The sequence below is a fragment of the Maricaulis sp. genome (assembly GCF_030149515.1).
In the GTDB taxonomy this organism is placed as follows: Bacteria; Pseudomonadota; Alphaproteobacteria; order Caulobacterales; family Maricaulaceae; genus Maricaulis.
Genome location: NZ_JASBRI010000022.1, coordinates 16139 through 39520, shown reverse-complemented (window position 1 = coordinate 39520; position 23382 = coordinate 16139). Strand labels below are relative to the sequence as shown.

Genomic DNA, 23382 nt, shown 5'->3' with positions numbered 1-23382 from the left:
CGGCATGACTGCCCAATTCGACATCTTTCTCGCCATCGCGCCCGGTCTGGAGGACATGCTGTGCGCGGAATTGCGCGAGGCGGGGTTCGGCGATCCGCGGGCCGAGCCCGGCGGGGTCACCGTGCGCGGCGGCTGGCCGGAGGTCTGGCGGGCCAATCTGGAAGTGCGCGGCGCCAACCGGGTGCTGGCGCGGATTGCCAGTTTCCGCGTGGTTCACCTGGCCCAGCTGGACAAGCGGGCGCGGCAGATCCCCTGGGGCGAGGTCCTGCGGGCGGACCGGCCGGTGCGTGTCGAGGCGACTTGCCGGAAATCGCGCATCTATCACGCCGGGGCGGCCGCACAGCGCATCGAGACCGCGATCCGCGAGGAACTGGGCGCACCGCTGTCTCCCGGGGCCGAGCTCTGTGTGCGTGTGCGGATCGACGACAATATCTGCACCGTCAGCGTCGACACCTCGGGCGAGCTTCTGCACCGGCGCGGCTTCAAGGAAGCGGTGAACAGGGCGCCGATGCGCGAGACGCTGGCCGCGCTCTTCCTGCGCCAGTGCGGGTATGACGGCAGCGAGCCCGTGCTGGATCCGATGTGCGGATCGGGCACCCTCGTCATCGAGGCCGCCGAGATCGCCGCCGGCCTGGTGCCGGGCCGGGGCCGCAGCTTTGCGTTCGAACAGCTCGCCGGGTTCGACAGCGAGGCCTGGCACGCCATGCGGGCCGGGGCGGAAGCGCGCGAAACGGCGTTGCGCTTTCGCGGCTCCGACCGGGATGCCGGCGCGGTGGCCATGAGCCGGACCAATGCGCACCGGGCCGGCGTGGCGCATCTCACGCAGTTCAGCCAGGTCCCGGTGGAGGACTTGCAGCGGCCGGACGGTCCGCCCGGCCTTGTCATCGTCAACCCGCCCTATGGTGCACGAATCGGCAACAAGACCCGGCTCCAGGCCCTCTACCGCTCTCTGGGCACGACGTTGCTCACCCGGTTTTCCGGCTGGCGGGTGGGCCTGGTGACAACGGAAAAAATGCTCGCCAAGGCCACCCGCCTGCCTTTCGGCCCGGCCGGGCCCGTTGTCGATCATGGCGGCCTGAAAATCCGGCTCTATACGACGGGGCCGCTGGCTTAGGGACTGGGGACCACGGGAGGTGTGTGAAGCGCGAAATCCGACGCAGACACAGCGCCATCCTTCCCCATCAGGGGGAAGGATGAATTTAGCGGCTGTCTCGGCCAATCGCCGATAGACTCTAGGCCGCCACGGCCTGGCGTTCGAGGCGTTCGACCAGTTTCACCCCGGTTTGCGAACAGGTCAGCGTGCCGCCGAGATCGCCCGTCCATTCGCCGGCCTCGTGCATGGCGTCGACAGCGCCGCGCACGCGCGTCGCCGCCCCGGCTTCGCCCAGGGAGACCAGCAATTGCGCGGCTGCCTCGATGGCACCGAACGGGTTGGCCTTGTCCTGTCCGGCAATGTCCGGGGCCGATCCGTGGATGGGTTCGAACAGGCCCGGTTTCGCATCGCCCAGCGAAGCCGAGCCGAGAAGGCCGATCGAGCCGGGCAGCATGGAAGCCTCGTCGGAGAGGATGTCGCCGAACATGTTCTCGGTCAGCAACACGTCGAAACTGGCCGGCGCGCGCAGGAGATGCATGGCGGCGGCATCGACATACATGTGATCGAGTTCGATATCGGGATAATCGCGCGTACCCATCTCCGAGACCACGGTGCGCCAGAGCCGGCTGGTTTCCAGCACATTCGCCTTGTCGACCGAGGTCAGCTTGCCGCGGCGCAGGCGCGCCTGTTCGAAGGCGACCCGGGCGACGCGTTCGATCTCGGCGCGGGAATAGGTGCACTTGTCGCTGGCCTTGTCCGCCGTGCGCTCGCGTTCGCCGAAATAGATGCCGCCGGTCAGTTCGCGCACGATCAGGAGATCCGTCCCCGCCACGATGTCAGGTCGCAGCGGGGACTTGTCCGCCAGCGCGGGGTGCACGCTGGCCGGCCTCAGATTGGCGTAGACGCCCAGCGCCTGGCGCAGGGCCAGAAGCCCGGCCTCGGGCCGTGAGGGGGCATTGTCCCATTTGGGTCCCCCGACCGCGCCGAGAAAGACCGCGTCGCCGGCCTGGCAGGCGGCCAGGGTTTCGTCGGTCAACGGTTCGCCATAACGGTCGATCGACGCGCCGCCGAAGGCGCGCTCTTCGAACCGGACGGAAAAACCTGACAGCGAGGCGGTGTGTTCGATGACGGCACGGGCAACGCGGGCGATTTCCGGGCCGATCCCGTCGCCGGGCAGGAGGGTGATGCGGTAGGTCATGCGGTGCGGGCCTCGTAGGCGTCTGTATCGGCGGCATGGGCGGTGAGGAAACCGAGCGGATCGGTGCCTTCCATCAGGCAGTGCCGGGCAAAGGGTTCGATGGTGAAATCGAAACCCGGTCCATTGCCCAGATCAACCCGCTGATTGGCCAGATCGATCTCGATCTCCACATCGGGATGCTCCAGCAGCCATCGATGTGCCTCGGGCGGGGCCAGGATGGGCAGGAGGCCGTTCTTGGCTGCGTTCGAGCGGAAAATATCGGCGATCTCCGAGGAGATGACGGCGCGGAAGCCGAAATCGTGCAGCGCCCAGGGCGCGTGTTCGCGCGAGGAGCCGCAGCCGAAATTGCGCCCCGCCACGAGGATGCGGTGCGAGCGCGTGTCCAGCGCGTTGAGCGAGACGTTGTCCAACGGCTTGCCGTCGCTGTCATAGCGCCAGTCATGGAAGGCAAGATCGCCCAGGCCTTCGCGCGTGGTTGTGGTGAGGAAGCGCGCCGGGATGATCTGGTCGGTGTCGATGTCTTCCTGGTCGATGACGAAGGTGCGGCTTTTCAGATGTTCGAATCGCTCAGGCATGGGCGGGCTCCGTCAGTGTGGCGGGGTCGATGACATGACCGGCGACGGCCGCTGCGGCCGCCGTGGCGGGGCTGGCCAGAACGGTCCGCGCGCCGGGGCCCTGGCGGCCCGCGAAATTGCGGTTCGAGGTGGACACGATCAACTGGCCCGGCTCGCCCTTGTCGCCATTCATGGCGATACACATGGAACAGCCCGGCTGGCGCCATTCCGCGCCGGCAGCGATGAAGATGCGATCGAGCCCTTCCGCCTCGGCCTGGACCCGCACGGCGACCGATCCGGGCACGACGAGGGCGCGCACGCCCGGCGCCACCTTGCGCCCGCTCATGATGCGGGCGGCCTCGCGCAGATCGGTGATGCGCGAATTGGTGCACGAGCCGATGAAGACCTGGTCCACCTTCTGACCCGAAACCGGCATCCCTGCCTGGAACTTCATGTAATCCAGCGCCTTCCGGTGCGAGGCCGAGCGGGCCCGGGGCACCGGTGCGTCGACGGCGATGCCGGTATCCGGCGCCGTGCCCCAGGTGATCATAGGGCGGATCTTGGTCGCATCGATAAAGACGTCATGGTCGAATGTGGCGCCCGGCTCGCTCCGGAAATGCGCCCAGCGCTCCACGGCCTCGTCCCAGCCGGGACCGGAGGGCACGCGTTCGCGGCCTTTCAGCCAGGCGAAGGTCGTCTCGTCGGCGGCGATCATGCCGGCCCGGGCGCCGGCCTCGATCGACATGTTGCAGACGGTCATGCGGCCTTCCATGTCCAGGGCCTCGATGGCTTCGCCGGCATATTCGATGACGCAGCCGGTGCCGCCATCGACCCCGATCTCGGCAATGATGGCGAGGATGATGTCCTTGGCACTCACGCCCGGCCGGGTCTGGCCGTCCAGGGTGATGCGCATGGATTTGGGCTTGCGCTGAAGCAGGCATTGGGTGGCCAGGACATGGCCGACCTCGGTCGTGCCAATGCCGAATGCCAGCGCGCCGAACGCTCCGTGCGTGGCGGTATGGCTGTCGCCGCAGACAATGGTCATGCCCGGCTGGGTGGCGCCCAGTTCCGGCCCGATCACGTGCACCACGCCGCGATGCGGACTGTCCCAGCCATGCAGGGCGATGCCATGGGCCGCGGTGTTGGCCTGCAGCGTTTCGACCTGATTGCGCGCCGCCTCGGTGGCATAGGGCGGGGTTTCGCCGGGCGCGAAATCGAGCGTGGGCGTGGCATGGTCGATCGTAGCCAGCGTGCGGTCGGGCCGGCGCACCTTGAGTCCGCGTTCGGCCAGGACGGAAAAGGCCTGGGGCGAGGTGACTTCGTGCACCAGGTGCAGGTCGACATAGAGTATGGCCGGGGTGTCGGCGGTTTCTGCCTTCACCAGATGTGCGTCCCACAGCTTTTCGAACAGGGAGCGCGGCCGCTCAGTCTCAGGCGACATGCTGGACCTCCATGGGATTGTCGTGGACCGGCTGCAGCCAGCCCCACCGGTCGACCGTTTCGCCTGAGAACAGGCCGAAGAAACGTTCCTGCATCTTCTCGGCGATCGGTCCGCGGCCGCCGCAACGCACGACGTGGCCGTCGACCGAACGCACCGGCGTGATCTCGGCGGCGGTGCCGGTGAAGAAGATCTCGTCGGCGACGTAGAGGCTTTCGCGCGAAAGGGTCTGTTCGCGCACGTCATAGCCTTCCGCCTCGGCCAGTTTCATCACCGCATCGCGGGTCAGGCCCGACAGGATCGAGGCCGAGGAGGGCGGGGTGCGGATGATGCCGTCGGAGACGACGAATATGTTCTCGCCCGCGCCTTCCGACACCAGTCCGTTGACGTCCAGCCCGATACCCTCGTCGAAGCCGCGCGAATGGGCCTCGTGGCTGATCAGGACGGACGACAGATAATTGCCGCCCGCCTTGGCACCGGTGGGGATGGTGTTGGGTGCGGCGCGGTTCCAGCTGGAGATGCAGCAATTGACGCCGTTCGCCAGTGCGTCCTCGCCCAGATAGGCTCCCCAGGGGAAGGCGGCGATATTGACGTCGATCGCAGTGTCCTGGCCCGGCAGAACGCCGATCCCGCCATAGCCGAAAAAGGCGATGGGACGGATATAGGCGTCCTTGAGGTGGTTGGCGCGGATCACCATGCGGCAGGCCGCCTCCACCTCCTCCTGCGTGAAGGGGATGGGCATGTGATAGACGCGCGCACTGTCGAACAGGCGCCGGATATGGTCGCTCAGCCGGAAGATCACCGGGCCGGTGGGCGTGTCGTAACAGCGGATGCCCTCGAAGACCGAGGTTCCGTAATGCAGCGCGTGCGAGAGGACATGGGTCTGGGCCTCATGCCAATCGATCAGCTCGCCATTGCGCCAGATGAAGTCGGTTTCCTGAATAGCCATTGTACTACTTTCCTGATCAGACGGCGTGGGCCGGCCTGGATTGCTGGGACTCGGCTTTGGCCTTGGCCTCGCCGCGATCGAGGGTGAACAGAAGGGCGTCTATTGCGGCCGTGACGATGTCGGGCCCGCGGGCCCGGCCGGAAAAGCGCCGGCCGTCGATTTCCACTTCGATATCGGCAACGAATTCGCGGCCGGCATCATTGGCCCGCATGCGGGTTTCCAGGCTGATCACGTCGACCTGCGTGCCGGTGATCTGCTGGACCGCGGCAAAGGCCGCCGCCACGGGACCGTCGCCCGAGGCGATGTCCGAGATGCGGCCGCGCCGGGGATGTTCCAGCTCGACCCGGGCGAACTGTTTGGGATTGCGTCCGGCCGTGGTGCGCAATTCGGTGCGCAATACCGTCCATTGCGACCCGGAGGCGGAATACCCCTCCATGATCGCCACCAGATCGGCATCATTGATTTCGCCATGCTCGTCGGCCGCCGCCTTGAACTGGGCGAAGACCCGCTGCAGCCGGTCCGGATCGGGCTGATAGCCCAGCTTGGCCAGGCGCTGCGCCAGGGCGTGCTTGCCCGAATGCTTGCCCAGAACCAGGGAGGAACCCGGCGCGCCGACACTTTCCGGGGTCATGATCTCGTAGGTGCGCCGGTCCGAGATCATGCCGTGCTGGTGGATGCCCGCCTCGTGGGCGAACGCGTTCTTTCCGACCACGGCCTTGTTGGGGGCCACGGGTGCGCCGGTTATGCGCGACAGGCGCTGGCTAGCAGGCCAGATATGCGTCGCATCGGCATGGCTGACGGCGGGGAAAATGTCGGCCCGAATCTGCAGCGCCATGACGATTTCCTCGAGCGAACAATTGCCCGCCCGCTCGCCAATCCCGTTCAGCGCACACTCTACCTGACGCGCGCCGGCCTTCACCGCAGCCAGCGAATTCGCGACCGCCAGCCCCAGATCATTGTGGCAGTGGGCGGAGAAGATCACATGGTCGGGACGTTCGACATTCTCGACCAGACTCTTGAAAACCCGATAGATTTCGTCCGGCTCGGAATAGCCGACCGTGTCCGGCACGTTCAGCACGTCGGCCCCGTGGGCGGCGGCACAACTCATCGCCTCGATCAGGAAATCCGGCTCGGTGCGCAGCGCATCCTCGGCGGAAAACTCGATTTCGTCGAACGTGCCCCTGGCATGGTCCAGACAACGCTCGATGGTCATGAGCACTTCATGCCGCGACATGCGCAGCTTGGCATCCCGGTGGATCGGACTGGTGGCCAGGAAGACGTGCAGGCGTTTGCGCGGTGCCGGCTCCAGGGCGTAAGCCGCTGCATCTATGTCTTTTTCCGTGGCCCGGGCCAGCGAGCAGATCGTGGGGCCGCGCACTTCGGAGGCGATGATACGGACCGCTTCGCTGTCGCCGGGCGAGGCGGCAGCAAAGCCGGCCTCCAACGTATCGACGCGGAGATTGGCCAGCAGGTGCGCCATTTCCAGCTTCTCGGGCGCGGTCATGGAGAAGCCGGGCGCCTGTTCGCCGTCGCGCAGCGTGGTATCGAAAATGTGCAGCCTGTCCGGCTGCGGCGTGGGAACGGCGGTCAGTTTCGGGGCGGACATGCCTGTCTCCATCGATACGAGGCGTGGGCGGCTTCAGCGGCCGCCAATTCGGGGGTGAAGACGGCGCGTACGTCGAACAGCCGGCCGATCTGACGGGTCAGAACGTCCAGGCTGCGCGCGCCGTCGCGGGCACTGAGGCGCATAATGACGGTGGACTGCCCGTCCGCCGCATCGGCCTTTTCGAGCGTGGCGATGGTGAAGCCGCGGCGTTCCACGAGCCCGACGAGGCGCATCAGGGCGCCTTCCGAGTCGGAAAGTTCGATACGAAGCGTGTCGCGCATGTCAGTCCTCCATCATGTCGGCATTGGATGCGCCCGGCGGCACCAGCGGCCAGACGTTCTCGCGCGGGTCGATCAGCACATGCGCCAGGATCGGGCCGCGCGCGTTCAGAAGACGGTCGATGGCCGCGGGCACTTCCTCGCGGCTGTGGACCGTGAAGGCTTCGATGCCGAAGGCGTGCGCCACCTCGGCAAAGTCCGGATTGTCGTAGAGGTCGATCTCGGAGAAGTTCTGGTCGAAGAAATACTCCTGCCACTGGCGCACCAGGCCCAGCGAGGCATTGTCCAGCAGCAGGATCCTGACCGGCACGCCGTAGCGGTGCGCCGTGGCCAGCTCCTGGATATTCATCATGACCGAGCCGTCGCCGGTGATGGTGACGACCTTGGCGTCAGGCCGTTCCATGGCAGCGCCGATTCCGGCGGGCAGGCCATAGCCCATCGCGCCCAGGCCGGCCGAGGTGAGATGGTGTTCCGGCCGCGAGAAGCGGCAATGCTGGGCGACCCACATCTGGTGCTGGCCGACATCGCAGGCGGCAATGAAGTCGTCGCCGGCTGCTTCGGACAATTGCTTCAGCATGGCCGGGGCGAAGACGCCATGGCCCGGCGCGTCATAGCGGAAGGCGTGGCGTTCCTTGCGTTCGCGGCAGGACTTGCGCCAGTCCTCGATGTCCAGATAGCCGGGGTCCAGCCGGGCCAGCGCGTCGGCAATATCGCCTTCAATCGCGGCGTCGGCGGTACGCAGCTTGCCGATCTCGGCACCGTCGCCATCCATGTGGATGATGCGGGCGCCCTTGGCGAAACTGTCCAGACGCCCGGTGGCCCGGTCGTCGAAACGGGCACCGCAGCAGACCAGCAGGTCGCATTCATCCACGGCGACATTGGCGGCGCGGCCACCATGCATGCCCAGCATGCCCAGGAAGTTCTCCGCCTCGGGATGGGCACAGCCCAGGCCCTTCAGGGTGGCCACGGCGGGAATGCCGGTGCGGCCCATGAAGTCGCGCACCGCCTCGACGGCTCCGCCCAGCGCGACGCCGCCGCCGATATAGAGGACGGGGCGTTCGGAAGAAGACAGCAGGGCCGCCGCCGCATCCAGATCGGCTTGACGGGATGGGGACGGCCCTGCTGAGAGCCGAGACTCTGGGGGTAAGGTGGGGTACGCCTCGGCTTGTAGGACATCCTTCGGCAAATCGATCAGGACGGGGCCGGGGCGCCCGCCCTCAGCGATCGCGAAGGCTTCGGCGATCATCTCCGGAATGCGCATGGGATCGCGGATGATGATCGAGTGTTTGACGACCGGCATGGACATGCCGAACACGTCGACTTCCTGGAAGGCATCGGTCCCCATCAGTCCGGACGGGACCTGGCCCGTCAGGATGATCATGGGCACCGAGTCCATGTAGGCATTGGCGATGCCGGTCAGCAGATTGGTGGCGCCGGGACCGGATGTGGCCAGGCAGACGCCCGCCTTGCCGGTCAGACGCGCCTGGGCATCGGCCGCGAAGGCCGCCGCCTGTTCATGCCGGACCAGGATGTGTTTCAGGCTCGACCCGGTCAGCGCGTCGTAGACGGGCATGATCGCCCCGCCCGGATAGCCGAATACACGCTCCACACCCAGCACTTCCAGCGTGCGCACGACGGCGTGTGCACCGGTCTGCTTGGCAGGCGCGGGGGGTGAGGCTTCGGCCAGGGTCTGTGTGGCGGGCAGGGCGGTCATCGCGGGGGCCTCTAGTGGGTATTGGCGCCGGGCTGCAGCCACGGCATATCGGCGCGCAGGGCGGCACCGGTCTTCTCGATCGGATGATCCAGGTCCTTGCGCAAAAGCGCCTGGTATTGCGGCTTGCCGGCCTGGTTCTCGGTGATCCAGTCGCGCGCGAAAGTGCCGTCCTGAATGTCCTTGAGAACCTCACGCATGCGGGCCCGGGTCTCCTCATTGATGACGCGCGGACCGGAGCGCAGATCGCCGTAGATGGCGGTTTCCGAGATGAATTCGTGCATCTTCGCCATGCCGCCCTCGTAGAGCAGGTCGACGATCAGCTTGAGCTCGTGCAGGCACTCGAAATAGGCGACTTCCGGCTGATAGCCCGCCTCGACCAGGGTTTCGTAGCCGGCCATGACCAGTTCGGTCGCGCCGCCGCACAGCACCGCCTGTTCGCCGAACAGGTCGGTCTCGGTTTCCTCGGCGAAACTGGTTTCGATGACACCGGCGGTCGCACCGCCGATACAGGCCGTATAGCTCAGCGCTGTCTCCCGGGCCGTGCCGGTCGCGTCCTGGTGGATGGCGAACAGGCAGGGCACGCCGCGGCCGATCTCGAATTCGCGACGCACCAGATCGCCGGGGCCCTTGGGGGCCACCAGGATGACATTGACGTCGGCCGGCGGAACGACGCGGCCGAAATGCACCGAGAAACCATGGGCGAAGAGGACGGTGTCGCCCTCGTCCAGATTCGGCGCGACCATGTCGCGGAACACGGTTTCGTGGGTCATGTCCGGGGTCAGTATGGCGATGACATGGGCGGCCTTGGCGGCCTCTTCCGGCGTCGCGGTCTTCAGCCCGTCGGCCTTCGCCTTCTTTTCGCCCGCGCCGCCGGGGCGCACGCCGACAATCACGTCGCACCCCGAATCCTTCATGTTCATGGCGTGGGCGCGGCCCTGACTGCCATAGCCGATCACCGCGACCGGTTTCGACTTGAACGCTGTAGTGTCGACCTCGAAGGCAGCGCGCCTGGGGGCCGGGGTGGATGCGGACGCGGTCATGCGTTGATCTCCTGCTTGGATGTCTGTGTTTCGGTGGATGACGGTGCGGCCGCCGGCTGGGCGGGCGCGGGAATCGTGACGGCGCCGCGCGAGGCCGAGGAGACCAGGGCGGCATATTTGGCAAAGACGCCGCCGGCGGATTTCGGCTCGGGGCGGACCCAGTCGCGCCGGCGTTCCGCCAGGTTGGCGTCGACATCGATGCGCCGCGCGGCAACGTCGATGCGGACTGTGTCGCCATTGCGGATCAGGCCGATCGCACCGCCGGCCGCGGCTTCGGGGCTTACATGGCCGATCACGAAACCCTTCGAGGCGCCGGAAAAACGGCCATCGGTGATCAGGGCGACATCCTCGCTGAGACCCTGGCCGACCAGGGCCGCGGTGACGCCCAGCATTTCGCGCATGCCGGGGCCGCCCCTGGGGCCTTCATTGCGGATGACAACCACATCGCCCGCCTTGATGCGGTTGGCCTCGATCTCGGCGAAGGCCGCTTCCTCGCTTTCGAACACCCGGGCCGGCCCTTCGAAGGCATTGCGGGAATGGCCGGAGGTTTTCAGCACCGCGCCCTCCGGTGCCAGGTCGCCATAGAGGATGCGGAAACCGCCATCGGGCTTCACCGGGTCGGCCACCGTCTTGATGACGCGCTGGTTCCTGGACTCGACGGCCTCGGCGGCTTCCTCGTGCAGGCTGCGCCCCGTCACCGTGGGCGTGTCGGCCAGCAGGCCGGCCTCGACCAGGCGCTGGGCGAACAGGCGCGTGCCGCCGGCCAGGAACATGTGGTGGGCCAGGAAACGGCCGCCGGGCTTGAGGTCGGTGATCACCGGGGCGATGCCGGAAACCTCGTCGAAAGTGTCGATGGAGAAGGGCTCGCCTGCCTCGGCCGCGATGGCAGCCAGGTGCAGGATGGCATTGGTCGAGCCCCCGCTGGCCGAGGCAGCGATCGCCGCGTTGCGGAGGGATGCCGCGCTGACGAACTGCCTCGGCCGTGTTCCGGTCTTTGCCAGCTCCACAACCAGCCGGCCGCAGCGGGCCGCGGCCTCGGCCTTGTCGGGATGGGGCGCGGGGATGTCGTTCACGCCCATGGGCGAGAAGCCCATGACCGACAGGATGGTCGCCATGGTATTGGCCGTGAACTGGCCGCCGCAGGCGCCGGCTCCGGGGCAGGCGGCCTTCTCGACGGCCTTCAGGCCATCATCGTCCAGAGTGCCGGCGGCGTGGGCGCCCACCGCCTCGAACACGTCCTGTATAGACAAGTCCTTCTCGCCCAGGCGGCCCGGCATGATCGTTCCGCCATAGAGAATGCAGCCGGGCACATCCATGCGCGCCAGCGCCATGGCGGCGGCGGGAATGGTCTTGTCGCAGCCGACCAGGATCACGATTCCGTCCAGACAATGGCCGCGTGTGGCCAGTTCGATCGAGTCGGTAATGACCTCGCGCGAGATCAGCGAGGCGCGCATGCCTTCCGAGCCCATGGAAATGCCGTCCGAGACGACGACAGTGTTGAAGTCGACGGGATGTCCGCCGGCCTCGCGCACGGCGTCGCGCACTGGCTCGGCCAGATCGGCCAGGTGCATGTTGCAGGGCGTCACGGTGGTCCAGGTGTTGATCACGCCGATCATCGGCTTGTCGAAATCGGCATCGGTCATGCCCGTCGCGCGCAACATGGCGCGCGCGGCAGCCCGGGCCGGCCCGCGGGTGATCGCATCTGACGCTTTTTTTGAACTCTGGGTCATCGAAGCTTTCCGTGCGGCGAACACGAAAAACCCCGCTCCGGGTTCCGGGAGCGGGGTTTTTCGTGTCTGCCTGTTTGGTCTGGTTACCTAGCTGGCAGGCGCGAGCGCCACTCCCGTTATGGGGGTGATAATAAGTACGAGTACGAGAAGAAGGAGGCCGAGCGAGATCACCCGCGCGCCTTCGATGGCGGCGGCCGGCAGGACCGGCAGGGTGATCGTGTTGGTCGGCATGTCAGGTCTGTCCTGTTTCCTATTGCGCTGCAGCGTGACCGCAGTTTTTCGGGTTGGCAACCCCATATTGGAAAAATTCTGCACAAGATCGCGCCTACGGGTCAGTCATCGCAATAAAACACCTCTGCGTCAGAGGCGGAATCTGCATATTTCAAGGCGCCAATCGGGTCTTGCCGGGCTATGCTGCGGCATGATCAGACGGATGATGTGGCTTGGATCGGGGTATCTGTGTGTCGGGCTGGCCGTTGCCGGCGCCGCGCTGCCGCTTTTGCCGACAACACCCTTTCTCCTCCTGGCGCTGTTTGCCTTCGCGCGCAGCTCCCCGCGCCTGCACGCCTGGCTGCTGGAGCACCGGCAATTCGGCCCGGTTATCCGCAACTGGCGCGATCACGGCAGTATCGACCGGCGCTCGAAATGGCTTGCCATGACAGCGATGACCGCTGCCCTCGCGCTCAGTGTCGCGCTCGGTCTGAAATTGCAGATTATCCTGGTCCAGTCCATCGTGATGGTCGCGGCAGCGACCTTCATCCTGACCCGCCCGCATGGTCCGCGCGACCCGTCGAACTGACCCCACATTCACCTTGCACGATTATCGAGCAGCCTGTCTCAATTTCGGGCACACGCAGTGCCGGGGTAAAATATTGCAGAAATCGGGTTGACGGTTCTTTGCGCTGGCGCCGCAAGATTTGTGTGCGGCATCCGATCATGTCGCGACTCTGTGGATTGAACTGCTGACGGGCGGCCGACGTCAGCTCTTTTCGCAGGGCGGAATTATTTTGCGCCCAACGCCAGATTGGCGGCTTCAGGTGGTCAAAATTTCCGGAGAGTATGGCATTCAAGAAAAATGTTGCGCTGCAGCATGGAATGTCATAAGGTCGTCATACCAAGAGCTGCGCAAACGCAGCCGGTCACAGAGCGCCTTGATGGGATCCGCCGTCGCCAGTGTGCGGCGTGGATCAGGTGTTGGTCGCCGGAACAGGCGTTCCGCAATGCGTGCAATCATCGTGCGCAAATCCCGATCCTTTCAGAAACAAGCGGGCCGCCCGGATGGGGTGGCCTCACCGACGGTGCGCGTTCGGCACCGGAGGTCCAAAGGGCAAATTGCCAGAGCGGGGGACCCCAATGATTGGCACGACACATTTGCGGAAGAGACTGATGGGAGGCGCATTGCTCGCGCTCGCGGCGGGGGCATTGATCGCCGGACCCGCCAATGCCGAGGTTTCCGAGGAAACCGCCTTTGTCTTCAACACACTGCTTTTCCTGATCGGTGGCTTCCTGGTGATGCTGATGGCCGCCGGCTTCGCGATGCTGGAAGTAGGCTTTGTGCGCACCAAGCACGCCGCAGCCATCTGTCTGAAGAATATCGCGCTCTATTCGATCGCCGGGATCATGTTCTATGCGATCGGCTATCAGATCATGTATGGCGGCCAGACTCCCTGGTTCGGCATGCCGGAGATCTGGGCTCCGTCGGAACTGGCCGGCGATACCGAGATCGCCCTCGATACGGGGTATGCCGCAGCGTCGGACTGGTTCTTCCAGATGGTCTTCGTGGCGACGGCGGCGTCCATCGTGTCGGGCACCATCGCGGAACGCGTCAAGCTGGGCTCGTTTTTCATCTTCGTGGTCGTCCTGACCGGCGTGATCTATCCGATCCAGGGTTCCTGGGAATGGGGCGGCGGCTGGCTGGACGCCCAGTTCGGCTTCTCCGATTTCGCCGGTTCCACCCTGGTCCACTCCACGGGCGGCTGGGCTGCCCTGGCCGGCGCAATCCTGCTGGGCGCTCGTTCGGGGCGTTTCGGGCCGAATGCCACGCCGATGGTGCCGTCGTCGCTGCCGCTGGCGACGCTTGGCACATTCATCCTCTGGTTCGGCTGGTTCGGCTTTAATGGTGCGTCCCAGCTGGCCATGGGTTCTGCGGCGGATGCGGTGGCGATCTCGCAGATCTTCGCCAATACCAATATGGCCGCCGCTGCGGGCGTGGTGACCGCCTATCTGCTCTCGCTCTTCCTGGGCGGCGGCAAGGCCAACCTCGCCTACTGCCTCAACGGCGCCCTGGCCGGCCTGGTGTCAATCACCGCGGAACCGCTCACCCCCACGATCATGCAAGCCATCGGCATCGGTGCCGTGGGCGCCGTGATCGCCACTTTCGGGGCCAAATTCCTCGAGGCTGCACGGATTGACGACGTGGTCGGCGCCATCCCGGTGCACCTCTTCGCCGGGATCTGGGGCACGATGGCGGTCCCGCTGACAAATTCCGACGCCAGCTTTTTCGGCCAGGCGGTGGGTGTGGGAGCGATCGGCGCCTTCGTGTTCATCGCCTCCTTCGCGGTCTGGCTGATCCTCAAGATCACCCTGGGCATCCGCCTTTCGCCCGATGCGGAAAATGTCGGCGGCGATCTGTCCGAACTCGGTCATCCGGCAGGGTCCATCTTCGCCGCGATCGATCCGGGAAAGCCCGCGGCCCCGGCCGAATAGCGGGGATGACGGCCGGCGCGCCTGCCCCCGTGGCAGAGGCGCCGGCCGGCCAGCCCGGGGCCGGTCCAAGCAAACCCCAAGACCCGGAACGTGGCTGGACACGCAAGTCCCAACCCAGCCCGGGCCGGAACATGAAATCCGCGCCGGTCAGCCTGCGCGCAACAGAAGGGCTGCGCTCCCGCCCCCGGAGGCACCGCGTAAGCGGGACGCAGAAATCAACGAAGGAGTAAAGTGATGAAAGCCAAGTATCTGACACTCGCCCTGGCCCTCGGCGCCCTCACGGCACCGGTCGCCGCACAATCGGTCGAGGGCAATGTCGCCCTGACCACCAATTATGTCTTCCGCGGCATTTCCCAGACCGGCGACGGTCCGGCCGTCTCCGGCGGCTTCGACGTCACCTCGGAGGAAGGGCTTTATGCTGGTATCTGGGGCTCCAGCGTCGACTTTTCCGACGACACCACGATGGAGCTCGACATTTATGGTGGATATAGCTGGGAGGCCGGCGGTTTCGGTTTCGATGTCGGCGCTATCTACTATGCCTATCCTGATAGCCCGGACGGGCAGAATTTCGTCGAAGTCTATGGCGATCTCAGCCGGTCCTTCGGCCCGGTCGCCTGGGATATCGATGTAGCCTATTCCCCGGAATTCTACGGCGAGATCGGACCGGGCTGGTATGTTTCCACCGGTGCCGCGCTGGAACTGGGCGCCGGTGTCAGCATCGATGCCCGCGTCGGCGCCAGCCGGTTCGACGACCTCTCTTCCGCCGATTATGAAGACTATCAGGTCGGCCTGTCCGGCACGATGTTCGAGAATGTCGGCTGGGATATCCGCTACTACAACGCCTCGGACGGCGGCGATGACGGTATCTTCGCCACCGTATCGCAGTCCTTCGGGGGTTGATACCGTCTCCGTCAGGATCCCCTGATCGCGTGGCGTGTGCTGTCCGGGTCCGGCCCTGCGCCGGGCCCGGACAATTCTGTCTAATCGTCCGCGATCTCGATCCGTGTGATCCGTCCCCCGGACCCCACCGCCCAGCCTGCATGGCCGTCCGGTGCGAACCGGATGGCGTGATGGCCCGGCAAGGCTTCCCAGGCAATCCAGATCTCCCCGCCATTGCGTGAAATGTCGGTACCCGTCGGACCGGTGGCAATCAGGGCCGGCGGATCGGTCGGCAGGACAGCAACGGCGGAGCGGTAACCGCCCGGCGGTTCCAGCGCGGATTGCCAGCTCTGCCCGCCATCGTCCGACCAGGCCAGCGTGCCCGTCCTGGCGTCCGGATTCTGATAGTCGCCGCCGGCGGCAATCAGGCGTTCACCCGTCCACGCGAGCGAGAAGATGCCGGCGCCGGGCGAACCACTGGCCAACGGCGTTTCGAACGCGTGCCAGGCTGTGCCTCCATCGCAACTGCGCAGGATGCGGGCGGTTGCGGCCCCGCCGGTACCGATGAAGGCGCATCCATCGGGCGCCAGCGCGACCGAAGTATCCGACGCGGCAAAGCCGGCCTCGCCGCCCAGCGGGTCGGGCAGGCCGCGAACCCGCTGCCAACTAGCCCCGCCATCTTCGCTCATGAGGACCATAAAGGCGCCGTCCACCGGATCGGAAAAGGCCAGGCCGATCCGGTCATTCCAGAATTCCAGCGTGTCGAAAAAGGCCTCGCCCGAAGGGTCTTCCCAGACCAGGTCGAATTGCGCGCCACCGTCATGCGTGACGTAAAGCCGGGCGGGCTGGCCGGCGGTGAAGAACAGGGCATGCGCGGCGGAAAAGGCATGCACCGAGCGCAGATCCAGTCCTTCCGCACCGGGAATCCGCGACACTGTCCAGTGTTCGCCACCATCCACGGTGCGCAAAACCTGACCGTCCGGCGCGCCGATCCAGGCGGTCTGTGCATCCACGACGGCCAGACCGCGCAGGCTTGCGGCAACGCCGCTGTCCTGCTGCCTCAGCACAATGCCCGCCAGCGGATCGGCCGGACCGGAACAGGCCGACAGGGCCAGCGCCGCCGCAGCCAGGCCGGCAAGCGGCTTCACCGCTGCAGTCCCAGAAGCGTAGCGCTGTCACAATGCCAGCAGCTGTCGGCTCCGATCGGGCTGCCCGGCGGAATGGGCGTATCGGTCAGTTCGGGTGTCTCGCCGCGGTCGATCCGGTCCAGCCCGGCGTCAATGGCGCGGGAGAGCCAGAGGCGGTGGGCGGCATCGGGTCCGGTGTCGCGCCGCGACGGGGTTTGGGCCGCCAGGCGTTCCAGGCGCTGTCGGGCCAGACCCGATACGGTGGGCGAAGCTCCGGCGACGAGATCGAGCAGCTGCGCGGCATACTCAGCCTGCACGGCCTGGCGGACAGGGCGCAGGCGGTGCGCCTCGCCTCGCGGGGCATCGAAGACATGGCGTTCGAACAGGTCGAAAACCTCCTCCGGCGAAACCTGTTCGCTGTCTCGGGCCGACTGGTCGGCCAGGCGGGCTAATCGCCCCGGCGACAGGGTCGCTTCCAGGGTGATCCGCGCAGCCGCGCCTGCGGCGGCCGTGCGGCTGAACGCCGGATAGGCGGGAGAGCGGAACAGCTCGCGCGTCGCGGCCGCGTCATAGTCGGCGAAGGGCGAGGGGGCCATCAGCGCCAGCGTGTTGTCGGCAATATCGAGGGCAGCCGGGTCGAGCGTGGCGAGCAGGGCGTCGAGGGCCCGGCGCTGATCGGCCGGTGCCACCGGGGCGAGACCGGACGGCGAGCCGGTATTGAGTTCATAGTTGAAAACGATGCCACCGATGGTCTTGGCCGCTGCCTCCACCTGGTAGCGGTGATAGAGATAGATCGGCGAAAACACGTCGCGCAGCGCACTCAGCGGCTCGCCTCGCGCCAGTACGCGCGGTCCGAAACCGTCGAGGGCGGTGCGGCGCACGGCCATCGTCTCGTTCAGCATGGCGACCGGATCGGATCCATTGTCCCACAGGTTGGCCAGCGGATGGGCGCTGTCATTGCCCCGGGCATGCCTGTCGGTGATGTAGACGAGCCCGTTCCTTCGGGCTTCGGCCAGAATGGCGTCGAGGGCGTCCGCTTCGTCTTCTCCCTCGCCGTATTCGCCATAGAGCCAGCGGATGGCCACGCTGTCCCATTCCCCGATATCCGTGTCGTAGGCGCGGGAAACATCGATACCGCCATCGGCGGCCAGGGTGACCAGCGGAGCGGGATAGTCCATCACCGAGGCGCGGTCGGAAATGCTGGCGGCAAAATTGTGGGCCAGGCCGATCGTGTGCCCGACCTCGTGAGCCGAGAGCTGGCGGATGCGCGCCAGCGCCAGCTCCAGCGGATCGTCCGCTGCACCGGTACCGGTGCCGGACGTGCCCAGCAGGCCTTCGAAGATCATCCGGTCCTGACGCACACGCTGGCTGCCCAGGATCACGTGTCCCTTGATGATCTCGCCGGTACGCGGATCGATCACCGAGGCACCGTAGGACCAGCCGCGGGTCTGGCGGTGGACCCACTGGATAATATTGTAACGCACGTCCAGCGGATGTGCGCCTTCGGGCAGAAGTTCGACCCGGAACGCGTTTTCATAGCCGGCCGCCTCGAAAGCCTGGGCCCACCAGTTCGCTCCTTCGATCAGCGCGTCGCGGATCAGGGGCGGTGTGCCGCGGTCGAGATAATACACGATGGGCTCGACGACCGGGCCGCTTTGCGCGGCCGGATCGACCCGCTCCAGCCGGTGCCGGATGGCGTAGGCGCGGCGCACGGGAGCGTCGAGCGGGGCCGCCATGTCGTAGAAATCCATGGTGATCGCACCCGAGCGGTCGTCCGCCTCGCGGATTTCATAGCCCGGTTCGGGCAGGGCGACGAAGGAATGGTGCACGGTCAGTGTTACCGAACGCGGATCGGCCGCCACGGCTTGCACCTCGGAACCGGGATCGCCGGACTGCAGGGTCAGAAGGGCGTCGATTTCGACATTCTGCGGAAAGGACAGCGCGGCATCTGTCAGCGGAGCGCTGCGATCTGGATCCACCGTGAAGGAGCCCTGGTCGGTGTCGGACAATTGGGATGCCGTGCCGACCGGATCGCGGGTCAGGAAGCCGGACAGGTCGATGAGGACCCGGCCGTCTGTCTCCGCGACGATGCCGGTGCTCCAGATCACCGACCGGGCGAAGGACTGGCGTGTGGCACGCGCCTCGTCCTCATCCGCCCCGATTGCGCGGTAGCCGGTATTCTCGAATTCGGCGAAGACGCGGTCATTGACCCGGAAGAAGCGCAGGATCTGTGAACGTGTGCCCAGGCCGCGATCGAGGCCGACCGGGTTGGAACCGAGGCCGGACGTCAGCCGTGCGGTATAGATCATCCGGCCCAGAGACCCGTCGGCCTGCTGCGTCAGCTCTGCGAGAACCCGACCGTCCTCGGCATCGATCTGCAGTGGCACGAACCCGTCGCGGCGTTCCAGCCCTGCAATGCTGTCCTCCCAGGTCTGCGCTGCGGCGATTCCGCCGGTCAGCAGAACGGCGATCGCACCGCCTGCGGCGCGCCAAAGCCTCTTCGTATTCATGCGGATGACCTCTCCTGAACCCCCGGTTGGCGCAGGCTAGAACATTTGCAGGGCGGGAGGGAACCGGTTTGGTGGCAGGGTCGCTTCGTGCAGGCGCATTTCCCCGGCCGGGCGACGCCTGGGCGCTTTATCGCAGCAGGCGGATGCACCGGTGTGTGTACCTGCCGCGTAGTCTCGACCGGTGGTCTGCCTTCACTCGGCCGGGTGACCGCGTGAACGCGTCAGTCTGACACTCTCAATCCAGCACGACCGTAACCACGCGTTCGCCTGCCTCGACTGCGGGCGCATTCGCTGGCCGCCGGATCAGCACATCGGCTTCGACAAGCGCCGACATCACCGAGGAATCCTGGCGGGCGACCGGCGCGACATCGCCGGTTTGCGGATTGCGCGTCGCGCGCAAATAGGTTTCGCGCGGGCCGTTCTCCGGTAAGGGCACCGCCAGGCGGGCGCGGGCGAATATGGTGGCCGGCGGCTGTCCGAGCAGGCGGCAGAGCGCATGACGCAGCACCAGGCGTGCCATCACGAAGGCGGAGACCGGATTGCCCGGCAGGCCGAGAACCGGTGTGCCGTCCAGGGCGCCGAACCAGGTCGGCTTGCCGGGCTTCACGGCGATCTTCCCGAAGTCGAGCGCGCCGCCGCGTTCGTGGAAGACGGTGCGGAAATGATCGTGATCGCCCACGGAGGCACCGCCGATCGTGACCAACAGGTCCAGATTTTTCGCCGAGTCCAGCTTGCGGCCGATATCGGCCGGATCGTCGCGGACGATGCCGAGATAGGCCGTCTCGCCACCCCACTGTCCGGCAAGGCCTGCGAGGCCGATGGCGATGGAATTGACGATCTGGCCCGGACCCGGCGTCTTTCCCGGCTCGACCAGTTCGTCGCCCGAGGCGAGCAGGCCGATGCGGGGCCGCCGGCACACGCTGACATCTGCCACGCCCGCACTCGCCGCCAGCGAGACCGCTTCCGGCGTTATCCGGCTGCCCTGGCGCAGGAGCACGTCACCGCGCGCAAAATCCTGGCCGGTAGGGCGGATATGGGCGAGCGGGCGAGGCGGTTGCGAAGTGCGAATGGTGTCGCCGGTGAGCGTCACATTCTCCTGGATTACGACCTGGTTCGCCCCGGGCGGCAGGGCGGCGCCGGTGGAGATGCGGATCGCCGTGCCCGGTTCCAGCGCGTGTTCGAACAAATGCCCGGCCGCGGATTCGCCGGCGAGAGTCAACGTGACCGTTTCGCCGGTGAGATCGGAGGCATGCACGGCATAGCCATCCATGGCGGACGCCGCAAAGGGCGGCTGGGTAAGCCGGGCGGTCAGGTCCTTCACCAGAACACGTCCGGCGCAATCTGCCAGGGCCACGGTCTCGCTGTCCAGCGGATCGAGCGCGGCGGAAATGCGCGCCAGGGCGTCGTCGAGGGGGATCATGCGTCGCCTGCCGGTCGCCGGTAGTCGCCCGAGCGGCCGCCGCTTTTCTCCTCCAGCTGCACATCGGTGATGCGCATCGCCTTATCCAGTGCCTTGGCCATGTCGTAGAGGGTGAGCGCGGCTACCGAGGCGGCCGTGAGCGCTTCCATTTCCACTCCGGTCTTGCCGTCGGTTGTCACTTCGGCCCGGATTTCGAACACGCCCTTGCCGGCAGGTTCGATGGCGACACGCGCTTTGGTCAGCGGCAGGGGGTGGCAAAGCGGGATCAGGTCGGCGGTGCGTTTGGCGGCCATGATACCGGCCAGCTCCGCCGTCTTCTGGGCGTCGCCCTTGGGGCCGGACCCGTCACGCACGGCCTCGAAAGCCTCTGTATTCATGTGCACTTTCGCTGTAGCGACCGCGTTCCGGCGGGTGACCGCCTTGTCGCCGACATCGACCATGCGAACCCGGCCGTCCTCGTCCTGGTGGGTCAGGGCGCTCATGCCTTGGTTTCCGTCAGGCGGGGCATCAGTTCAACCAGGTTGCAGGGGCGGTGTGCCGGATCGAATTCATGACGCAGCACCTCGTCCCAGGCGTCCTTCACGGCCCCGGTCGAACCGGGAATGGCAAAAATATAGGTGCCGCGCGCAATGCCGGCCAGCGCGCGCGACTGCAGTGTGGAAACGCCCACCGATTTGAAACTGACCATGTGGAAAACGGCGGAAAATCCGTCGATCTCCTTGTCGAAGAGCGGGCGTACGGCTTCCGGTGTGACATCGCGGCCGGTCAGGCCCGTCCCGCCCGTCGTGATGATGGCGGCGATGCGGTCATCGGCAATCCAGGTTTCGCAGCGCGTCCGGATGGCAGCGACTTCGTCGGTGACCAGGGCATGATCGACAACATGGTGCCGGGCCTCGGCGATGCGCTCGCGCAGCCAGGGGCCGGTCTTGTCGGTGGTTTCGTCGCGGCTGTCCGACACGGTCATGACGGCAAAGCCCAGGGACCTTGTTTCAGCACCCATCACGCATCCTCACTGGCGATTTCCTCCATCCAGAAATCGGCGGCGTCGCGATCGGCGTCCACCGCCTCGACCCAGTGCGCGCCCGTGTCTGTGTGCACGCGCTTCCAGAAGGGCGCCTCGGTCTTGAGCATGTCGATCATGTAGCCGACTGCGTCCAGCGCCTCGCGCCGGTGCGCTGCTGCGGCGGCGACGAAGACGATGGGCTCGCCCAGCGTCATACGTCCGACCCGGTGCTTGATGACGGCCCGGGCGATCATCCACCGCCGCGCGGCGGTTTGGGCGATACGCTGGAGCGCCTGTTTGGTGACGCCGGGATAGTATTCCAGTTCCAGCGCCTTCAGCCCCGGCTCGTCGCGCACCTGACCGACGAAAGTGGCCAGTCCGCCCGCGCTCGCATCGCGTCCGGCCAGCGCGCCGGTCTCGGCAGCCGGATCCAGGCTTTCATGCAGGATTTCAATGGTGATATCGGCCATCTCAGCCTCCCGTGAAGGGTGGGCAAAAGGCCAGTGTATCACCGTCCGACAGGGGCGCAGGGCGCGGCACGATGGCATCGTTCAGGATCAGCCGTACCGAAGGATGCGACAGGGCTTCGGCTGCAGGTTCGGCGGCTCGCAGATGCCCGATCAGCGCCTCGCTGTCAGCAATGCCTTCCGGCAGGTCGAGATCGGCCTCGGCCCGGCCCATCCTGTCGCGCAGCGCGGCGACATAGCGCACTGTCAGTTTCATCGCCTCAGCCTCCGGTCTGCGCCATGTGGCGGTTCACGGCCGGACCCGCCCCCCGGCTGACGTCGAAATCATGCCGTTCCGGCTTGATCGCCATGGCCTCGTCCAGCCTTGCGTCGATTGCCGCAATCCCGCCGTCGCGATAGGCCGAACGCAGGTCCAGGGCGCCGTCATGACCAAGGCAGGTGTAGAGCTGGCCGGTGCAGGTCAGGCGGACCCGGTTGCAGCCGGCACAGAAATTCCCGGTCAACGGCGTGATGAAACCCAGCCGGCCGCCGGTTTCGGCTATACGGACATAGCGGGCCGGGCCGCCGGTGCGATCGGGAATGTCCGTCAGGCTCCAGCGGCTTTCCAGCACCTCACGGACTGTTGTGAGCGGCAGGAACTGGTCGGCGCGGTCCTCGCCGACATCCCCGACCGGCATGACCTCGATCAGGGTCATGTCGAAACCCTGTCCGTGCGCCCAGGCGACAAGGTCGGGAATCTCGTTCTCATTCTCGCCCTTCAGGGCCACCGTGTTGATCTTGATCTGCAAACCGGCCCGTCGGCCGGCCTCGATCCCGGCCAGTGTGCGCGACAGATCGCCGCCTCGCGTGAGGCGGCCGAAGCGGGCCGGGTCGCGCGTATCCAGGGAAACATTGACCCGCTTCACGCCCGCGGAAACCAGGCGTTCGGCGTGCAGGGCGAGCCGGGTGGCATTGGTCGTCAGCGTGAGCTCGTCCAGCGATGCGCCGACATGGCGGCCCAGATTGCCGATCAGCGTGGTCACGTCGCGCCTGACCAGGGGTTCGCCGCCGGTGATGCGGATCTTGCGAACGCCGCGGGCGATGAAGCGTTCGCCGATCGCTGTCAACTCCTCCAGCGTCAGCAGTCCGGACCTGGGCAGGAAGTTCGGCCGGGCGGCCATGCAGTAGACGCAGCGAAGGTCACAGCGATCCGTCACCGACAGGCGCAGATATGTGATCGGCCGTCCGAAACGGTCGATCAGCGAAGGCGCGGTTGTCAGAGGCGCGGTGCCGTCCAATGTCACTTCCTCGATTGCAGGCAGGCCAGACGTGGGTTCACGACCGTCCGCGAACAAGCCTAGCCCGGTGCGGGCCGGTGCGCGACCGCCGTCCGGCAGGGTTACGCACTGTTGATCGGCCGTATGGACACGGGACGACGTTCCGTTCCCGGTGCAATTCGGCGGAGGTCTGCCGGGTGAGTCCTGAATTCATCGTCAATTGTCCGACCATATCGCTCATTCGATCCGGAATCTTCTGCTGCGCCGCAATGCGCGCACCGGCTGTGTGGAGAAATTTGTGCGCAATGAATTGCAGTTGCGGGAGCTAATGGCAAAAGCATTCTCAGGAAACGGCATTTCGGGTAAAAAGTGCCAAATCGCCGCGAGGCGCCTGTCTTGTGCGACAGCGAAGTC

22 protein-coding genes are annotated in these 23382 nt (G+C 66.3%); 4 read left to right on the top strand and 18 right to left on the bottom strand.

Annotation, left to right across the window (positions count from 1 at the left end; translation table 11 throughout):
• Positions 1 to 4: 4 nt before the first annotated feature.
• Entirely contained in the window at positions 5 to 1114 is a 1110-nt protein-coding gene (locus tag Q1U94_RS09120; RefSeq protein WP_300543622.1) for a class I SAM-dependent RNA methyltransferase, read from the top strand.
• 118 nt (positions 1115 to 1232) lie between these two features.
• Here the strand turns inward: Q1U94_RS09120 and leuB are convergent, their stop codons facing one another.
• From leuB to Q1U94_RS09070, 10 genes are all read right to left on the bottom strand, one after another.
• Entirely contained in the window at positions 1233 to 2291 is a 1059-nt protein-coding gene (gene leuB, locus Q1U94_RS09115) for a 3-isopropylmalate dehydrogenase (protein WP_300543619.1), read from the bottom strand.
• Positions 2288 to 2866 carry a 3-isopropylmalate dehydratase small subunit gene (gene leuD / locus Q1U94_RS09110; protein ID WP_300543616.1) on the bottom strand — a complete coding sequence of 193 codons (579 nt, stop codon included), beginning with the start codon at positions 2864 to 2866 and terminating at the stop codon, positions 2288 to 2290. Before leuD ends, leuB begins: the two co-directional genes overlap by 4 nt.
• Positions 2859 to 4286 (bottom strand): 3-isopropylmalate dehydratase large subunit, encoded by a 1428-nt coding sequence (gene leuC, locus Q1U94_RS09105; RefSeq protein WP_300543614.1) that lies wholly within the window; start codon positions 4284 to 4286, stop codon positions 2859 to 2861. Before leuC ends, leuD begins: the two co-directional genes overlap by 8 nt.
• The gene (locus Q1U94_RS09100; protein WP_300543611.1) at positions 4276 to 5232 is read right to left on the bottom strand and encodes a branched-chain amino acid transaminase; all 957 of its coding nucleotides are present in this window, start codon (positions 5230 to 5232) and stop codon (positions 4276 to 4278) included. Before Q1U94_RS09100 ends, leuC begins: the two co-directional genes overlap by 11 nt.
• Before the next feature lie 16 nt (positions 5233 to 5248).
• Positions 5249 to 6838 (bottom strand): 2-isopropylmalate synthase, encoded by a 1590-nt coding sequence (locus Q1U94_RS09095; protein WP_300543609.1) that lies wholly within the window; start codon positions 6836 to 6838, stop codon positions 5249 to 5251.
• On the bottom strand, positions 6820 to 7119 hold the full coding sequence (locus Q1U94_RS09090; protein WP_300543607.1) for an ACT domain-containing protein: 300 nt from the start codon (positions 7117 to 7119) through the stop codon (positions 6820 to 6822). The genes Q1U94_RS09095 and Q1U94_RS09090 overlap by 19 nt, the downstream gene beginning before the upstream one ends.
• A gap of 1 nt (position 7120) precedes the next feature.
• The gene (gene ilvG / locus Q1U94_RS09085) at positions 7121 to 8830 is read right to left on the bottom strand and encodes an acetolactate synthase 2 catalytic subunit (protein WP_300543605.1); all 1710 of its coding nucleotides are present in this window, start codon (positions 8828 to 8830) and stop codon (positions 7121 to 7123) included.
• Between the two features lie 11 nt (positions 8831 to 8841).
• Positions 8842 to 9870 carry a ketol-acid reductoisomerase gene (gene ilvC, locus Q1U94_RS09080; protein ID WP_300543603.1) on the bottom strand — a complete coding sequence of 343 codons (1029 nt, stop codon included), beginning with the start codon at positions 9868 to 9870 and terminating at the stop codon, positions 8842 to 8844.
• Positions 9867 to 11600: a dihydroxy-acid dehydratase gene (gene ilvD, locus Q1U94_RS09075; RefSeq protein ID WP_300543601.1), complete on the bottom strand. Its 1734-nt coding sequence runs from the start codon at positions 11598 to 11600 to the stop codon at positions 9867 to 9869. Before ilvD ends, ilvC begins: the two co-directional genes overlap by 4 nt.
• A gap of 87 nt (positions 11601 to 11687) precedes the next feature.
• Positions 11688 to 11831, bottom strand: coding sequence for a hypothetical protein (locus Q1U94_RS09070; protein WP_300543599.1), 144 nt, complete (start codon positions 11829 to 11831; stop codon positions 11688 to 11690).
• Positions 11832 to 12021: 190 nt separating this feature from the next.
• On the opposite strand from Q1U94_RS09070, the gene Q1U94_RS09065 reads away from it, so the two are divergent.
• The 3 genes from Q1U94_RS09065 (at position 12022) to Q1U94_RS09055 (ending at position 15206) form a co-directional block, all read left to right on the top strand.
• Entirely contained in the window at positions 12022 to 12399 is a 378-nt protein-coding gene (locus Q1U94_RS09065) for a YbaN family protein (RefSeq protein ID WP_300543597.1), read from the top strand.
• Between the two features lie 587 nt (positions 12400 to 12986).
• Positions 12987 to 14306, top strand: coding sequence for an ammonium transporter (locus Q1U94_RS09060; RefSeq protein WP_300543595.1), 1320 nt, complete (start codon positions 12987 to 12989; stop codon positions 14304 to 14306).
• Positions 14307 to 14540: 234 nt separating this feature from the next.
• The gene (locus tag Q1U94_RS09055; protein WP_300543592.1) at positions 14541 to 15206 is read left to right on the top strand and encodes a TorF family putative porin; all 666 of its coding nucleotides are present in this window, start codon (positions 14541 to 14543) and stop codon (positions 15204 to 15206) included.
• A gap of 80 nt (positions 15207 to 15286) precedes the next feature.
• Here Q1U94_RS09055 and Q1U94_RS09050 read toward each other — a convergent pair whose 3' ends face one another.
• The 8 genes from Q1U94_RS09050 to moaA form a co-directional block, all read right to left on the bottom strand.
• A complete protein-coding gene (locus Q1U94_RS09050) occupies positions 15287 to 16333 on the bottom strand; it encodes a hypothetical protein (RefSeq protein ID WP_300543589.1) in 1047 nt (348 codons plus the stop codon).
• Positions 16330 to 18822: a zinc-dependent metalloprotease gene (locus tag Q1U94_RS09045; RefSeq protein ID WP_300543587.1), complete on the bottom strand. Its 2493-nt coding sequence runs from the start codon at positions 18820 to 18822 to the stop codon at positions 16330 to 16332. Before Q1U94_RS09045 ends, Q1U94_RS09050 begins: the two co-directional genes overlap by 4 nt.
• Before the next feature lie 235 nt (positions 18823 to 19057).
• A complete protein-coding gene (glp, locus tag Q1U94_RS09040; RefSeq protein ID WP_300543586.1) occupies positions 19058 to 20242 on the bottom strand; it encodes a gephyrin-like molybdotransferase Glp in 1185 nt (394 codons plus the stop codon).
• Positions 20239 to 20724 (bottom strand): cyclic pyranopterin monophosphate synthase MoaC, encoded by a 486-nt coding sequence (gene moaC, locus Q1U94_RS09035; protein ID WP_300543584.1) that lies wholly within the window; start codon positions 20722 to 20724, stop codon positions 20239 to 20241. The genes glp and moaC overlap by 4 nt, the downstream gene beginning before the upstream one ends.
• Positions 20721 to 21242, bottom strand: coding sequence for a molybdenum cofactor biosynthesis protein B (gene moaB, locus Q1U94_RS09030; RefSeq protein WP_300543581.1), 522 nt, complete (start codon positions 21240 to 21242; stop codon positions 20721 to 20723). Before moaB ends, moaC begins: the two co-directional genes overlap by 4 nt.
• Complete coding sequence (locus Q1U94_RS09025; protein WP_300543579.1) at positions 21242 to 21715, bottom strand: molybdenum cofactor biosynthesis protein MoaE; 474 nt, start codon at positions 21713 to 21715, stop codon at positions 21242 to 21244. Before Q1U94_RS09025 ends, moaB begins: the two co-directional genes overlap by 1 nt.
• 1 nt (position 21716) lies before the next feature.
• Complete coding sequence (locus Q1U94_RS09020; RefSeq protein ID WP_300543576.1) at positions 21717 to 21968, bottom strand: MoaD/ThiS family protein; 252 nt, start codon at positions 21966 to 21968, stop codon at positions 21717 to 21719.
• A 4-nt stretch (positions 21969 to 21972) separates the two neighbouring features.
• Positions 21973 to 22989 (bottom strand): GTP 3',8-cyclase MoaA, encoded by a 1017-nt coding sequence (gene moaA, locus Q1U94_RS09015; protein WP_300543574.1) that lies wholly within the window; start codon positions 22987 to 22989, stop codon positions 21973 to 21975.
• Positions 22990 to 23382: the final 393 nt, after the last annotated feature.

Excerpts from the sequence above, each read along its gene's own strand:
- leuD (WP_300543616.1), bottom strand. The coding sequence starts at position 2,866 with ATGCCTGAGCGATTCGAACATCTGAAAAGCCGCACCTTCGTCATCGAC.
- ilvG (WP_300543605.1), bottom strand. The coding sequence starts at position 8,830 with ATGACCGCCCTGCCCGCCACACAGACCCTGGCCGAAGCCTCACCCCCC.
- Q1U94_RS09045 (WP_300543587.1), bottom strand. The coding sequence starts at position 18,822 with ATGAATACGAAGAGGCTTTGGCGCGCCGCAGGCGGTGCGATCGCCGTT.
- Q1U94_RS09065 (WP_300543597.1), top strand. The coding sequence starts at position 12,022 with ATGATCAGACGGATGATGTGGCTTGGATCGGGGTATCTGTGTGTCGGG.
- Q1U94_RS09055 (WP_300543592.1), top strand. The coding sequence starts at position 14,541 with ATGAAAGCCAAGTATCTGACACTCGCCCTGGCCCTCGGCGCCCTCACG.
- Q1U94_RS09095 (WP_300543609.1), bottom strand. The coding sequence starts at position 6,838 with ATGTCCGCCCCGAAACTGACCGCCGTTCCCACGCCGCAGCCGGACAGG.
- ilvC (WP_300543603.1), bottom strand. The coding sequence starts at position 9,870 with ATGACCGCGTCCGCATCCACCCCGGCCCCCAGGCGCGCTGCCTTCGAG.
- Q1U94_RS09100 (WP_300543611.1), bottom strand. The coding sequence starts at position 5,232 with ATGGCTATTCAGGAAACCGACTTCATCTGGCGCAATGGCGAGCTGATC.
- Q1U94_RS09070 (WP_300543599.1), bottom strand. The coding sequence starts at position 11,831 with ATGCCGACCAACACGATCACCCTGCCGGTCCTGCCGGCCGCCGCCATC.
- leuB (WP_300543619.1), bottom strand. The coding sequence starts at position 2,291 with ATGACCTACCGCATCACCCTCCTGCCCGGCGACGGGATCGGCCCGGAA.
- Q1U94_RS09090 (WP_300543607.1), bottom strand. The coding sequence starts at position 7,119 with ATGCGCGACACGCTTCGTATCGAACTTTCCGACTCGGAAGGCGCCCTG.
- Q1U94_RS09120 (WP_300543622.1), top strand. The coding sequence starts at position 5 with ATGACTGCCCAATTCGACATCTTTCTCGCCATCGCGCCCGGTCTGGAG.
- Q1U94_RS09025 (WP_300543579.1), bottom strand. The coding sequence starts at position 21,715 with ATGGCCGATATCACCATTGAAATCCTGCATGAAAGCCTGGATCCGGCT.
- ilvD (WP_300543601.1), bottom strand. The coding sequence starts at position 11,600 with ATGACCCAGAGTTCAAAAAAAGCGTCAGATGCGATCACCCGCGGGCCG.
- Q1U94_RS09060 (WP_300543595.1), top strand. The coding sequence starts at position 12,987 with ATGGGAGGCGCATTGCTCGCGCTCGCGGCGGGGGCATTGATCGCCGGA.
- moaC (WP_300543584.1), bottom strand. The coding sequence starts at position 20,724 with ATGAGCGCCCTGACCCACCAGGACGAGGACGGCCGGGTTCGCATGGTC.
- Q1U94_RS09020 (WP_300543576.1), bottom strand. The coding sequence starts at position 21,968 with ATGAAACTGACAGTGCGCTATGTCGCCGCGCTGCGCGACAGGATGGGC.
- moaB (WP_300543581.1), bottom strand. The coding sequence starts at position 21,242 with ATGGGTGCTGAAACAAGGTCCCTGGGCTTTGCCGTCATGACCGTGTCG.
- glp (WP_300543586.1), bottom strand. The coding sequence starts at position 20,242 with ATGATCCCCCTCGACGACGCCCTGGCGCGCATTTCCGCCGCGCTCGAT.
- leuC (WP_300543614.1), bottom strand. The coding sequence starts at position 4,286 with ATGTCGCCTGAGACTGAGCGGCCGCGCTCCCTGTTCGAAAAGCTGTGG.